This window comes from Clostridium amazonense (genome assembly GCF_056431285.1).
In genome coordinates this window covers 182,909-199,138 of sequence record NZ_JBWKMH010000031.1, presented here as the reverse complement: position 1 = coordinate 199,138, position 16,230 = coordinate 182,909, and the positions used below count along the sequence as shown (strand labels likewise).

Sequence of the window (16,230 nt, the reverse complement as noted above, 5' to 3'; positions counted from 1 at the left end):
ATCTTATAATTTAAAAATTCATTTTTTTTCACATTGTTTTATCAAACTTTGTTTATATTTTACCATATTCAATTAACTTTGTTTATAATATTTTTCAAAATTTTTATATAAATACCTCATCTTATCAAAATTTAGAATTATCTTAATAATTCTAAATTTCATTAAATTAAATTTGCTACTTAAATTATCTATAATGATTGTTATTTATTTAAAATAATGAATTAAACTGGCCTTTCAATTTTGAAATTCTATTTAATTATTTCTTCATTTTCTATTACTTTTTTATCTTTAAACTTTCTTTGAAATGAAAAAAGCATGTATTCCTACACGCTTTTTTTTTAATTAATTACTGTGCAACTTCTTCCCATTCTTCATAAAGTTTTTCAAGTTCTGCTTCTTTTGATGATATACTTTTATTAACTTCCTGACTCTTCTCTGGATTTGAATATATTTCTTCTAAACAAAGCATTTTTTGAAATTCATCTATTTCTTCTTCTGTTGATGCAATTTTTTCTTCTAATGATTTTATATACTTTTGTTTTTCTTTTTCCTTTTTTTCTTCTTCTCTCTTTTTCTTTTTATCTTGTTTTATTTGTGTCTTAGTTATTCCGCTAGTTTCCTCTTCATCTTGGAATCTAGCTGGATTACTTTTCTTTTCAATATAATAAGAATAATTTCCTAAGTATTCTTTAATTCCATCTATGTTAAGTTCAAAAATTTTACCTGCAACCTTATTTAAGAAATATCTATCATGGGATATAACAAGTACCGTTCCATCATAAGTTAATAGTGCATCCTCTAATGCTTCTCTAGATACTATATCTAAATGGTTTGTAGGCTCATCTAATAATAAGAAATTATTTTTTGATAACATAAGTTTTAAAAGATTTATTCTACACTTTTCTCCACCACTTAATTTTTCTATCTTTTTAAATACATCATCACCAGTAAATAAAAATGCAGCTAATGCACATCTTACTTCTGTTGTTGTCATGTCTGGAAACTCATCCCAAACTTCATCTATTATAGTTTTTTGTAAATCTAAATTAGATTGTTCCTGATCATAATATCCTATATTAACATTTTTACCTAAAACTTTAACTCCTGAATCTTTTTCAATTTCATCCATTATAATTTTAAATAAAGTTGTTTTTCCTCTTCCATTTTCACCTATAAGTGCTATCTTATTTTCTCTTTTTATATCCATATTTACATTTGTAAATAGAACTTTTTCACCAAAGCTCTTACTTAATTCTTCAATGTGTAGTACATCATTACCACTCTTTATCTTGGTCTCAAAAGATATTCTTGAAGCCTTCTGTTCTTTATGTGGTGCTTCTATTCTTTCAATTTTATCTAATGCCTTTTGTCTACTTTCTGCTGCTTTTATACTTTTTTCTCTATTGAATGATTTATATTTTTGTATAATATCTTCTTGTCTTTTAATTTCTGCTTGTTGAAGATTATAAGCCTTAAGAGCCACGTCATAATTTTTCTTCTTTAAATCAATAAATGTAGTATAGTTTCCATTATAAGATGCTGCTCTTCCCCCTGCTATTTCAATAGTCTTATTTGTTACAGCATCTAAGAAAAATCTATCATGGGAAATTATTATCATACTGCCTTTATAATTTTTTAAATATTCTTCAAGCCATTCTATTGCGTCTAAATCTAAGTGGTTTGTAGGCTCGTCAAGTAAAAGGATTTCTGGCTTTATTAATAATAATTTACAAAGTGCTACTCTTGTTTTTTGACCACCACTTAATATATTTATCTGCTTATCAAAGTCATTCTCATTAAATCCAAGCCCTTTTAAAACCCTTCCTATCTCCCCTTTATAAGTGTATCCGCCTCTATTTTCATAAACCTCAGTTAATGTTGTATAGTCTTTTATTAATTTATTGTGATAATCAGCCTTAGTTTCATCATAAGGTTCACTCATTTTTTGTTCTAGAGTTTTTAGCTTTTTTTCCATATTTAGAAGTTCTTCAAAAACTAAAAGAAGTTCACCAAATATTGTATTGTCTGACTCTAAAGCAAGATTTTGCGACAAGTAACCAACTCTTTTACTTTTATCTATAAATAATTCACCACTATCATACTCCATTTGTGATGTTAATATTTTAAAAAGAGTAGACTTACCAGCACCATTTGCGCCAATTAAACCAATCTTTTCACCTTCATTAATGCTAAAAGTAATATCTTTTAAAATAACATCTATACCAAAACTTTTATGTATATTATTACAACTTAAAACTATCATTTTCTGTCACCTCAAATATATATTAAAATCAATTGACAATAAGCAATTGTCAATTTAACTCATTGTTAAAATTAAATTTTATTTATAATCTTTTAAACTTAATAAGTTTCTCTCTACAATTTATTAAGCTTAAAAGTTCGTTTCACTTCTATTTTACTATAATCACAAACATATAACAAAGAAATTTAAATTACATAGTTATAACAATATAATAGTTTCCCACCGCACGATAAAGAAAAAAGCGTGTTTTCACACGCCTCTTCTATATAATTTATATTACTTGCAAGGTTGAAACCTCTACTACAGAGATTGGCACAAACTCTTCCCCCTTTGTAGCTGATACTTTAGTCTTTGCGGTCTTCGATATAGCTACAACACTTAAAATACCAACGTGTAACCGCAAGGTTAAAACCTCGCCTACTTAACCAATTGACAGTTGACAATGGACATTTTACAGTTATTGATGCTATTATTCATTTCATTCATAATACCCTTATTTGCATATTTAAATCGGTAGAATAAATTCCACCCTACAGAAAAATATTTGAATAAATATATGGCACATCAACTTCCACTCCTTCGTAGCTGAGACTTCAGTCTTGGCGGTCTTGGAGTTTTAGTAGAATGATTTCCACCCTACATAGGAACTAAAATATATTTTACTTGCCCTTAAATTTTGTTTTTTATTTAACTACTTGTAATTTTATTTCTGTTGCATTTTCATTGTTATCTACAACTTTTAATAATATAAAATCTCCATCTTTTAATTCATTAACTTCAATTTCAAAATTATGTCTACCTTTTTCTTCTGATACTATTCCATCAAATTCTGATTTGTAGTTTAACTCTCCATTAACATAAAAATTATATGAACCTAAATTATCAGAAACATTTCCTTTTAACACTACTTTATTTCCTGAAAGTTTTACTTTACCATCTGTAACTTCTGGTTCAGTTATATTAATAGTTGGTTTTACTGTATCGCAGTAGATTTTATATCCATAATCTCTTAAAACTTTTCCATCATAATCAACAGCTTTTATATTTACAACTGTTAAGCCTTCTTTTAATTCTAGCTGCTTTTCAAATGTTGCAGTTCCATCTTCTTTAATATTTACATCTATTTTTTCGCCACCTATAAATAAATCTTTTATAGCTCTATTTATAGTACCACTTATAATATATTTATTTTCTTTTACATTTGTTTGTCCATTTTCTAAATTTTCATCATCTAATTTCATAACTACTGGATTTATATTTCCTACTGGTATAACAGTTTCTGAACCATTTAAATTTCTTGCATAATCAAGGACACCTATTCTTATTTGGTTTAATGCATTATCTTTTAATCCTGTTACTAGTTTACAATATAATCCTGTTTTTTCATCATATTGTACATCTTGGCTAAATGGTTCCATTACACCATTTTTAATTATACATACACCTGGCTTCATATCAACTCCTGATGCATCATCTGTTGCTGTAAAGTATATTTTTGCTGCACCAACTCCAGCATTTTCACATTTTACTATTTGAACATCTGGTCCATTAGTATCTATCTTCACTGGCATATCTACGATTTGTTCTTTTGCTCCATTATAGTCAACTTTCATTTTTATTCTATATGTGTAATTTCCATCTTTTGCATTTACAAAGTTTCCTTTAGACTTATCAAATAATCTACCATCCCATGAAAGTTCAGCCATAAATTGTGGAAGTTTTCCTACTTCAGAGTTTATTAATTGTTTTCTTCTTTGTGTAATTGTTCCTACATTTCTTATAACTTTTCCTTCACTATCTAAAACTTGCGCAGAAATTTGTTTTGCATTTCTCATTAAATACAATCCTGGATAAATAACGTCATTTAACTTATCTTCATTAGGACTTATTGCTATTTTATCCTTATTATATATATTTTTTCCAATCTCATTTGTATTTTCTAATCCAAGCATCACAGGTATACCTTCAAAACTTGATAAAGCTAAATTCTCTATTATAGCCTTATCCCCATTTTTATTTACTGCATCAACTAAAATATGTTTTTCTTTATCCCATGCATTGTTTGTTGTTATTTTTTCTTTATCCCACTCACCATAGAATCCCATGTATGGAATTGATAAAGAAGGGATGTTTTTATCTTTAGATTCAAATTTTATATATCCTTCTAAGTACTGCTCTGATGCAAAGCTACTTCCTATATTTAATGTAACATTAACACTAGCATTTCCTTTTGCTGGAACAATAATATTTTTAGCACTAAACTCCAAGTTAGCTTCACTTTTACCTAGTTCTCTATCATGTACCATTTCACCTATAGTCTCATCTTGAGTTAATACATTTCCTAAGCTTTCTATTTTATATTCAGCTTGCTTGTCCCCGTAATTTTTTAAATCTAAAGTAAACGTAACTTTATTTTCTTTTATCTCTTTTAATTCAACTGATGCTTTTCCATTATTAGTTATAGTAACTCTATTTCTTATAGCATCTTCAACTTGTGTAAGACCTGCACCTTGTCTTCTTGGAGAGAATGGTGTATTGCCATGCTTTTTATCTAGTTCTACTTGTGCAGTATTCATTATATTATTTTTTGCATAATCCATTTTTTCTCTGCCTGATAACTCATTCATCGAATCCTTCATTGATTCTAATAAAAGTGTCATAACACCTGATGTATGCGGAGCTGACATAGATGTTCCACTCATAACACCATGTTCTCCCTCATTTAAAGTTGAATATATTTGACCACCTGGTGCCGCAATTTGTGGTTTAAACTCTAAACTTGGTGATGGTCCCCAAGATGTAAAATCAGAATAATCTCCTGAATTTTGATTTTTTCCTACTTCATTTCCAAGATCTCCATTAAATAATACTTTATTTTTTGATTTTTTAATTGCTTCACCAACAGAATTTGGAACAAATATAGCAGGTATTTTTATTGATGGGTCTGTTACCATATTAATAATTGTTTCATCTTTATCACTGTTATATATAATTACACCTGTTGCACCATTGTTTTGAGCATTTACAATTTTATCTATAAATGATATATCTCCTCTTTTAACCAGTGCAACTTTACCTTTAACTTTTCCTAATTCTTCATTTTTTCCTAGACCACAATTAATTATCTCATTATTTTTATTATAAATACTTCTAAAATCTACTTGATGTTCTGCAAAAATTCCACTAGCTATTTTTTTATTTTTTTCATCTTTAAATTCAATTATTTTATTAGCTACATGAGTATTTTCATAACTTGATACCATTAATGCATCTTTAGCAAGTGCAGGATCTCCAACAGTAATTTGATCATTTAAAACACCTATTCCATAAGGATTAGTAGCTATTGAGCTGTTTCCTGCTGAAACTACAACCATAACTCCAGCATCTGTTGCTCTTGTTATTGCATCTTGAACTGGCTCTGCGTCATTTCTAAATCCTGCTGGTCCACCTAAACTCATATTTATAACATCTGCACCTAGTGCTACAGCGTCATCAATTGCAGCCAACTGATCATCACTATATGTATACTTTCCTAAAGGTCCATTTGAAAATACTTTCATTGCAAGTAATTGAGTTTCAGGCGCTACCCCTCTAACTGCCCCATTACTTTCGATAAGATTTTCATCACCATCAGCTCCTACAATTCCTGCTACATGAGCTCCATGTGGTGATTTTGAATCTCTTAAATCTACTATTTGTGTATTCTTATCTGAGTAATTATATCCAAATGGAATTTTTTCCGTAAAATATGTGTCCGCATTTGAATCTGCTTTTAATACTCCACTTTCCTTTATTTTATTAATAGCATCTCTATTTAATTTTAATTTACTTGTATCTTTAGGATTTTTAAAATCTTTATGCTTGTAATCTATTCCTGTATCAAGAATAGCTACAACCATACCTTCTCCCTTTAAACTATATTTTTTCCAAACATCTTCTACTTGAGTAAGTTTTGTTGCGTTACTCATATTTTCAACATATTTTGTTGCTTCCTTAACACTTTTTACACCATTTATAGCTTTTATATTCTCTATATCTTTTCTTTGTGCATCTACACTAAAACCATTGAAAACATTAGTATAGCTATGTCTTATATCTACACTTTCCATACTCTCTACAGCTTGTCTTACTGGTTCTTGATTTACTTCTACTATTGCATTTTCTTTTTCACTTGCTCTTGTACCCTTTGGCACCATTTCTTGTGCTGATTTCCCATTAACCTCAACTATAAGTCTTACCATTTCTTCTTGATTTTCATTGTTTATTAAAGTTTCACTTTTAGGAATATTATTCTTAAATTCCTCTAATATTTGTTCTTTACTTTCAGCTGTAAGTGGCATATTTAAAAGCTTACTTACTTCTTCTGCTTTTACCATGTTAGGAATTGACCCCACAGTGATTGATGTCACTAATGCTAAAGTCATAATTTTAGCAAAGTTTTTCTTTAATTTACTATTCATTTTAGTTAATCCCCCTTATTCCTCTAATGCTTTTTTATAACAAAAATTTACATATAGCATTTATAAACTTAACTTGCTAAACAATAAATTTTTTATTACCTCTCATAATTTTTTATTTATACTCTTTTGTATTACTCTCTACATATTCAAATAATATGTCTCCATTTATAACGGATTCCACTTCACTTTTTGTTGCAACAATTTTTGCACCGAAATTATCGCCAACTTTCCAAAGTCTAAAGTAATCTTTTTTTTCTTTTTCCTTAAACTCTTTTTCATTTGATACATCGTAATTTGTCACTTCTATTTTTTTCTCGTCATAATTTATTTCTTGAAGAGACGTAACAACTTCTTTATTTTTATTCTTTTCATATTCTATAATAAAAACCTCATCAGACTTTTTATTTTCAACATTCTTTATAAAGTTATCAACTAAACTTATATTTAATACTTCTTCATTGTATCCATCTTTAACTTTTACCACATAATTTTTATCTGCCACATTTTTAATTTCATACTTTTCTTGTCCTGCATCTTTTAAACTTATTTTATAAAAAATACCGAAACAAATTGCACCTGCTAGAGCAATAGCAGCTACTGTTCTTATCAAAACATCCTTATTATACTTTTTCATATTTACCACCTTTCCATAGGATTTCAATCTAATACTTTAATTTATACCTTTGTTTTTAATGATCTGAAATCTTAATTTAACTGTCATTTTCTATTTAAATATAATTGTTTCTTTATCAAAAAATACTACTAATATTCGAGTTTATTTTTAAATTTACATTTTGAACCACTTTAAAATTAGAAAGTAATATATTCAAATGTCGTTAGACAAGGTTGAACCCTCGCATATAAGCGGATTTGCACGTTTTATTTTTTCTTTGTAGCTAAAATCTATAACACCTTCGTAGCTGAGACTTTAGTCTTAGTGGTCTTTTATATAGCTACAATACTTAAAATACCACCGTGTAATAGCATGGTTGAAAACTCGCCTACTTTATCAATTGACAGTTGACAATGGACATTGGACAGTTATTGATGATATTATTCATTTCATTCACAATATCTTTAATTATTTCTTATTTAAACCTCTTACCCCTTTGTAGCTGAGGTTTTAACCTTGGCGGTCTTTGATTTGGATACTCACCTACTATATTTACATTCTGAACCAGTTGGCAATTGAAAATTGATTTAGAAAATCTTATTAATTTGCGTTTCTTTGAGATTTTTATGAATAACGTTTTAAATAATTCCTGTTTTCTTTACTAACATTATTCTCATTTAATATTTGAGTAATTTCATTTTCAACTTGTTTTCCTATGTTTCAAAATAGCATTATTTTTAATTTGCCAACTCAATTTTCTGTATATTTTGACTTTTTTATTTATATTATATACTTTTTATACATTTTTTGTAAACATATAATTGAAATTATACATATTTATTTAATATGTATATTATATTTCTATTTAAAATTAAAAATACCAATCTCAAATATCGATTGGTATTTTTGCTTTTACTTATTTAATAATATTGATGTTTCTACACCACCAATATTTTTTGCATAATCAAAAATGGCTATATTTACTTTATTTACTTCATTATCTTTTATTCCTGTTACCACTTGAGAATATAATCCAGTTTCCTTATCATATAAAAGTGGTTCCTCTTCAAAGTGTACTTGTCCATTTACTGAAACTACTGCTCCTGAATTAATATCAACTCCTGAAAATTCATCTATTGCATTAAAATGTATTCTTGCTTTTCCACCATCTAAGTTTTCTATTTTAGCCACACCAACTTTTGGTGCAACTGTATCAACTTTAACTGGCATTTCTACAACTTGTTCTTTATCACCCTCATAAGCTGCATTTAATTTTATTCTATAAGTATACTCACCATCTTCAACTACTTCAAAATTTCCCTTTGATTTATTAAAAATTGTGCCATCCCACTTCATATCTCTAATAAATTTAGGTGTTTTTCCTGAGTCTAATCTAATTAGATTTTTACTAACTTCTGTGACATTTCCTAAATTTCTTATTACCTTCCCATTACAATCTACAACTTCTGCTGAAATTTTCTTAGCATTTCTCATTAAATATAGTGCCGGGTACATCACATCATTGACATCATCTTGATTAGGGCTTATTGCTATTTTTTCTCCATTATATTTATTAGTTGCATCTTCATTTACTCCATCTACACCAAGTATTGAATCTTTACCATCAACATTTGATATTGCTAGATTTTCTACCAAAACTTTTTTATATCTTCCCTTTTTCTTAAGCACATCTATTAAAATATGTTTGCCATCACTCCATGCATTATTAGTTGTTATTTTTTCTGCTCCCCAATCTCCATAGAATCCTATATAAGGTATAGACAATGATGGAATATCTTTATCTTTAGATGTTAATTTTATAAATCCTTCTAAATACTTATCCTCAGTTATACTATCTCCTATATTTAATGTTACAGTAACTTTCTCACTACTCTTGGCTGGAACTACTACAATATCCTTATCAAATTTTAAAGTAGCTTCATTTTCATTTAGTTCTCTATCATGTATATCCTTATATATTTCTTCACTTTGTGTTAAAACATTTCCTAATTTCTTTATATTATACTCAGCATCTTTATCTCCATAATTTTTTAAGTCTAAATCAAATGTAAAATTGCCATCTCTTATTTCTTTTAGTTCTATTGCTGCTTTACCATTATTAGTTACAGTAACTCTATTTCTAATTGCAGCCTCTGCTTGTACTAGTCCTGCTCCTTGCTTTCTTGGTGAAAATGGTATGCTGCCATTAACTTTATCTATTTCTACTTTAGATGTATTCATAACTATATTTTTAGCATAGTCAACCAATTCTCTTCCCTTAAGTTCTGGTGCATACTCTTTAATTCCTTCTATTAACAATGCCATAATTCCAGATACATGTGGTGCTGCCATTGATGTTCCACTCATATATCCATGAGATCCTTCATTAAATGTAGATAAAATTTCTCCTCCTGGAGCTGAGATTTGTGGTTTAAATTCAAGGCTTGGTGATGGTCCCCATGCTGAAAAATCTGAAGCCCCTTCTATATTTTGCTCTTTATTTGTTTCACCCTTAATTGTTCCATTAAACATAACTGAATCTTTAGATTCTATTATATTTTTTCCCACGGAATTATCTACAAATATAGCAGGTATTTTTATTTTTTCATCTGATGACATATCAGCAAGTTCTTTACTTTTTTCATCATTATATATAATTACTCCAACTGCACCTTTTTCTTGTGCATTCAATATCTTTTCTGAAAAAGATATCTCTCCTCTTTTTATTAAAGCTACCTTTCCGCCTACTTTATTAAAGTCCTTTGTCTCACCTAAGTTACAATCAACTATTTCATAATCTTTATTGTATATTTTTTTAAAATCTATTTTATGTTCTTTAAAATTTCCATCCGCAACTTTTTCTCCCCTATTGTTTTCAAATTCTATAACTCTACTTGTAAATCCAGTATTTTGAAAACTTGCAACCATTAAAGAATCTTTTGCAAGTGCTGGTGCACCTACTGTAATTTGGTCATTTAAAACACCTATATCATATGGTTCAGTAGAACTAAAACTATTTCCAGCAGAAAGCACAACTACAGTACCTGCATCTGTAGCTCTTTTTATTGCATCTTGAATAGGTTCCATATCATTTCTAAATCCTACTGGGGAGCCTAAACTCATATTTATAACATCTGCTCCTAATACAACTGCATCATCTATGGCAGCTAATTGATCATCACTATAACTATAATTGCCTAATGGTCCATTCGAAAATACTTTCATTGCTAATAGTTGAGCTTCTGGTGCCACACCCTTAACAGCTTGATTCTTTTCAATTAATTCATCATCACCATTTGCAGCTGCAATACCCGCAACATGAGCTCCATGTGGCTCCTTTGAGCTTCTTAAATCTACTATTTCATTATTTTTATCTGCATAATTATATCCAAATGGAATTTTTTCTGTAAAAAAGGTTTCAATGTTTTTGTCTATACTTAATGCTCCATTTTCCTTAATAGCTTGTACTTTTTCTTTATTTAATTTAATCTTATTTAAATTCTTAGGGTTTGAAAAATCCTTATGCCTATAATCTATGCCTGTATCTATAACCGCAATAACCATTCCTTCGCCTTTAAGACTATATGTTTTCCATACATCTTCTATTTGTGTCATTTTTTTAGCACTTGTAATATCTTCCTCATACTTTGCTACTTCCCTAACACTTTTCACTCCGTCTATTTCTTTTATCTTTTCTATATCTTTTCTTTCAACCTCTATGCTAAATCCATTAAAAACATTAGTATAACTATGCCTTATACTTACATTTTCAATACTAGCAACCTCTGCTTTTATAGGCTCTTGAATTGCCTCTACTTTAAAACTTTCAGCCTGTGTTGGTTTCTCACCTTTCCCAACTATTTCTTGTGCTGATTTCCCATCTAATTCAACTATTACTCTTGTAATTTCATCCTTTGTACTTTTATCTTCTATTAAAATATTACTAGGCACATTTTTCTTGTATTCTTTTAGAAATTCATTTTTATCTTCTAATGATAATGGCTCATTTATTAACTTACTTTCATCATCAGCCCTTGCTATAGTATTCATTGAAGTAGTCATAAAACATGTGACCATAACAAAAACTATCGCTCTTGCATACTTTTTACCCAAATTTCCTCTCACAAAACATCCCCCCTTAAGTTTTATTTATTATTCATATAACTATAGAGTTCCAAGTTCATATTAAAAATAATATCATGTAATTGCAAGGTTGAAACCTCGCCTACTTTATTAATTGACAGTTGACAATTATTGATGATATTATTCATAATACCTTTATTGGCACATTTAAATAGATAGAATGAATTCCACCCTCCAAAAATTTTAATAACTATATGGCACATCAATCTCTTTCACCTTTGTAGCTGAGACTTTAGTCTTGGCGGTCTTCAATATAGCTACAATACTTAAAATACCAGCGTGTAACAGCAAGAATAAATTCTCGCCTACAGAGGTTGGGACAAGTTTTCTCTTACACCTTCGTAGCTGAGGTTTTAACCTTGGCGGTCTTTGATTTGAATATAAATACTTAAAAACAATATATCCTAATAACGTTTGGCAAGAATAAATTCTCACCTACAAATTTAGTAATTACATTTAAAAACAGCAATACTTAGAAACTCAATTTTAATATTAACTTTAAGATTTCTCATTTGATATTTGAACAATTTCATTTTTCAGTTTGAAACCCTATATTAACTCCTAAAAAAATATAATTTCAAGAATTTTCTTTTATTTTATACTAATTATATAATTTTTACCTAATATATGTAAGGTATTTTAACTTTTAAATTTATTTATCTAAAAACATTCAAACTATTAATCATATAAAACATATAAAAAAAGGCACTAAAATGTGCCTTTTTCATTTCTTATTTACATACTTCTAAATTTATCACTGTAGAATTTCCCATAGCATCCACAGCTTTTACTTCTATAACATCTCCAACATTTGCATCTGTAAGTTCTATTTCAAAGTCATACTTATTTTTCTCTGGTTTTGTAATAGTATTATATTCCTCTTTATGATATGCTTTTCCATTTACATAAAATGTATATCCAAAACCTAAATCTGCTACATTTCCTTTTAAATTTATCTTTCCATTATTTAATTTGATTTTTCCATCCTTAATATTTGTCTCTTCTAAATTTATAATTGGAGCTGAACTATCACATCTGATTTTTATTCCATGATCATATATAACTTTATTATCATAATCTACAGCTTTAAATCTCATGTTATAATAACCAGTTTCTAATTCTAATTTAGTAGCAAATGAAACATTTCCCTTTTCATCTATATTTAAATTTATTTTTTTCCCATCTAATGTCATCTCTTTTATTGGTCTATTAATAGTTCCACTTACTGTGTACTCATTAGCATTTAACTCAACCAATCCTTTTTTATCAAGTTTAGGGTCATCAAAAGTTATTCCTGCTGGTTCTACATGTCCAAGTAGAATTGTTGATTGTGTCCCACCTAAGTTTCTAGCGTTATCAAACAAACCTACTTCAATTAAATTCACTTTATTATCCTCTAGACCTTTAACAGTCTTATAATATAATCCAGAATTTTTATCATATTGTACTGGTGCTTTTGTTGATTCTTCATCAACCTTTCCATTTACCATAATTGTAACTGTATTCATCATATTTACACCTGAATAATCATCATTTGCTGTAAAGTAAACTATAGCTTCATCTTTACCTGTTTGTTTAATATTAGTTATTTCTGCTGTTGGTGCTACTGTATCAATTTTAACTGGCATATCAATAACTTGTTCCTTAGCAGTTTCATAGTCAACTTTCAATTTAACTCTATATGTGTATTCTCCATCATTAACCTTTTCATAATTACCTTTTTCTTTATTATAAACCATTCCATCCCATGCAAGAGAAGTTACACCTTCAGGTACATATTGATTCTTACCTAATAATCTTTTTCTAACACTACCGCCATTACCTAAATCTCTAATAACTTTTCCATCCTTATCTATAACTTCTGCGGATGTTTGTTTTGAGTTTCTTAATGAATACAAACCTGGATAAATACTATCGTTTAATTTATCATTATTTGGACTTATTGCTATTGCATTTTTATCAACGATTATAGAACCATCTTTATTTGTACCAGTTAAGCCCAAAATTTCATCTTTGTTATTGATTCCTGTAAGTGCTAAATTTTCAATTAATACACCTGGATACATTCCTTTTTCTTTCAATATATCTATAAACACATGTTTATTGCTATCCCAAGCATTGTTAGTAGTGATACTTTCCTTACTCCAATCTCCATAAAAGCCCATGTATGGAATAGATAAAGAAGGTGCATTACTATCTTTTGACTCTAATTTAATAAAGCCTTCAATAAACTGTTCAGTATCAAAATCTCCTATATTTAGTGTTACATCAAATTTAGCCTCTCCCTTAGCTGGAACTTTCACAGTGTCAGAGCTAAATTGCAATTTAGCTTCTTTATCAGTTAATTCTCTATCATGAATCATAACTCCAACATCCTTAGCTTGAGTCATGATTCCACCTATTGTTCCAAGAGTATATACTGCATCTTTATCTCCATGATTTTTTAAATCTATTGTAAATGTAACTTTTTTATCTTTTATTTCTCTAAGTGCAACAGATGACTCACCCTTATGTGTTGCTGTTACTCTGTTTCTAACTGCATTTTCTGTTTGAATAATTCCAGCTCCTTGTCTTCTTGGAGAATATGGCATATTATCTTTCTTATCTATTTTTACCTCAGCAGTATTCATTGCCAGTTCCTTTGCATATTCAGAAAGTTCCCTACCTTTCATTTCTGGTGCATATTCTTTTATTGATTGAGCTATAAGTGTCATGGCACCAGCAACATGTGGTGTTGCCATTGATGTTCCCCCAATAGTTCCATGATGTCCTTTATTAAATGTAGAGAATATATTTCCACCTGGTGCTGAAATTTGAGGTTTAAATTCTAGACTTGGTGATGGACCCCATGCTGAAAAATCAGACATCTCTCCACCAATTTCACTTGGAAGAAGTTCATTCATAGTCATTTGTCCATTAAATATCACTTTTCCATTATGCTTAAGTATCTCTTTACCACTTTTATTTGATATTGATACTACTGGAATTTTTACTGGTGAACCTTCTGTTGTTATTCCTTGAACTCCACCTTCTCCATCTTTGTTATATATAATTACACCAATAGCACCTTTAGCTTGTGCATTTGTTGCTTTTTCTCCAAATGTCAATCCACCTCTTTTAATTAATGCAATTTTTCCTTTGACATTATTCAAGTCTTCTGGATTTCCCAATCCACCATCTACTATTTCATAGTTTTTATTGTATATATCTTGTATTTTATAATTTACACATGCAGCATCCCCATTGTCTTTAAAGCTTATAGGAAGTATAACATTACCCTTATCATCTTTAACTTCAAATTGATTTTGAACATAACCATCATTTTCAACACTTGCAACCATAAATGCATCTCTTGGAAGTCCTGGATCACCTGATGTTGATTGGTCATTTAAAGTTCCTATATTATATGGATTAGTTGAAGAAGATTCATTACCTGCTGACTTAGCTACTATAACTCCTGCATCTGTTGCTCTTTTTATAGCATCTTGAACTGGATCTAAGTCATTTCTAAATCCATTTGGAGAACCTAAACTCATATTTATAACATCCGCATTTAATTCAACTGAATCTTCTATTGCAGCTAATATATCATCATCATATGCTCCACCAGCAGGTCCATTTGAAAATACTTTCATTAAAAGTATTTGTGCTTCTGGTGCAACACCTTGTACTGCTTTATTTTCATCTACTAATTTTTCATCACCATTAGCTCCAACAATACCTGAAACGTGAGAACCATGGGGTTGAACTGGATCATCTAAATCCCTAACTTCACCATTTTTATCTACATAATTATATGCAAATGGTACTTTTTCTGTAAAATATGTTTTTACATTAGTGTCTATATTTAAAGCTCCACTACCCTTAATTGATTCTATATCACTTTCTTTCAATTTTAATCTACTAGAATCTTTAGGATTTCTTAAATCTTCATGACTTGGATCTATACCACTATCAATTACAGCAACAACCATACCTTCGCCTTTTAAGCTATACTTAGACCAAGCTTCATATACCTTTGTCATTTTTTTAGCAGATTTCATATCTAAATCATATTTTGTTGCTTCTATAACATTTTTAACACCATCAATAGCTTCAATTTCCTTTATATCTTTTCTCTTGGCTTCTATACTAAATCCATTAAACATATTAGTATAACTATGTCTTAAAGATATACCTTGAATATTTTCAACTGCTGCTCTAATAGGAGCTTGATTAGCTTCAACAATTGCAGATTCTTTTGCACTTACCTTATTGCCTTTTCCAACTAAATCTTGAGCTGCTAATCCGTCTACTTGAACTATCAATCTTATAACTTCTTCCTGATTTTCTTTTTCTTCTTTATTTAATAATTCATTGGGCTTAAATCCTTCTTGAAAATTTTTCAAAATCTTTTCTTTGCTTTCTACTGATAATGGCATATTCAAAAGTTTATTTGTCTCCTCTGCCATAGCTATATTAGGCACTGACCCTACTGCAACTGAGGTTAATAATGCTAAACTCATAAGCTTTGCAAATCTTTTTTTTAGATTATTTTCCAAATTAATGCCCCCCTTTTTTATAAAAAACTAAAATTAATTTTTAGATTTTAAGTTTTAATTCATATATAATTAAATATTTTGCACAACGCAAAACCTTAATCAATATTATACATTAATGTATAATTATGTAAATCCATTTTAGAATTTTATTACAGTTTATTAATGATTTATATATATTGTTTACAAATATAAAGGAGGTTTCCACCTCCT

The 16,230-nt window shown here is 29.0% G+C and carries 6 protein-coding genes; all 6 read right to left on the bottom strand.

Annotation, left to right across the window (positions count from 1 at the left end):
* Nucleotides 1-346: 346 nt before the first annotated feature.
* The 6 genes from AC07E4_RS13240 to AC07E4_RS13215 all read right to left on the bottom strand — a co-directional run bounded on the left by AC07E4_RS13240 (nucleotide 347) and on the right by AC07E4_RS13215 (nucleotide 16,020).
* Complete coding sequence (locus AC07E4_RS13240; protein ID WP_478216636.1) at nucleotides 347-2,263, bottom strand: ABC-F family ATP-binding cassette domain-containing protein; 1,917 nt, start codon at nucleotides 2,261-2,263, stop codon at nucleotides 347-349.
* A gap of 271 nt (nucleotides 2,264-2,534) precedes the next feature.
* Nucleotides 2,535-2,666 (bottom strand): hypothetical protein, encoded by a 132-nt coding sequence (locus AC07E4_RS13235; RefSeq protein WP_478216635.1) that lies wholly within the window; start codon nucleotides 2,664-2,666, stop codon nucleotides 2,535-2,537.
* 280 nt (nucleotides 2,667-2,946) lie between these two features.
* The gene (locus AC07E4_RS13230) at nucleotides 2,947-6,723 is read right to left on the bottom strand and encodes a S8 family serine peptidase (protein WP_478216634.1); all 3,777 of its coding nucleotides are present in this window, start codon (nucleotides 6,721-6,723) and stop codon (nucleotides 2,947-2,949) included.
* A gap of 112 nt (nucleotides 6,724-6,835) precedes the next feature.
* Nucleotides 6,836-7,357 carry a hypothetical protein gene (locus AC07E4_RS13225; protein WP_478216633.1) on the bottom strand — a complete coding sequence of 174 codons (522 nt, stop codon included), beginning with the start codon at nucleotides 7,355-7,357 and terminating at the stop codon, nucleotides 6,836-6,838.
* Between the two features lie 891 nt (nucleotides 7,358-8,248).
* Complete coding sequence (locus AC07E4_RS13220) at nucleotides 8,249-11,461, bottom strand: S8 family serine peptidase (RefSeq protein ID WP_478216632.1); 3,213 nt, start codon at nucleotides 11,459-11,461, stop codon at nucleotides 8,249-8,251.
* Nucleotides 11,462-12,210: 749 nt separating this feature from the next.
* Entirely contained in the window at nucleotides 12,211-16,020 is a 3,810-nt protein-coding gene (locus AC07E4_RS13215) for a S8 family serine peptidase (RefSeq protein ID WP_478216631.1), read from the bottom strand.
* Between the last annotated feature and the right edge of the window lie 210 nt (nucleotides 16,021-16,230).

Excerpts from the sequence above, each read along its gene's own strand:
- AC07E4_RS13240 (WP_478216636.1), bottom strand. The coding sequence starts at position 2,263 with ATGATAGTTTTAAGTTGTAATAATATACATAAAAGTTTTGGTATAGAT.
- AC07E4_RS13230 (WP_478216634.1), bottom strand. The coding sequence starts at position 6,723 with ATGAATAGTAAATTAAAGAAAAACTTTGCTAAAATTATGACTTTAGCA.
- AC07E4_RS13225 (WP_478216633.1), bottom strand. The coding sequence starts at position 7,357 with ATGAAAAAGTATAATAAGGATGTTTTGATAAGAACAGTAGCTGCTATT.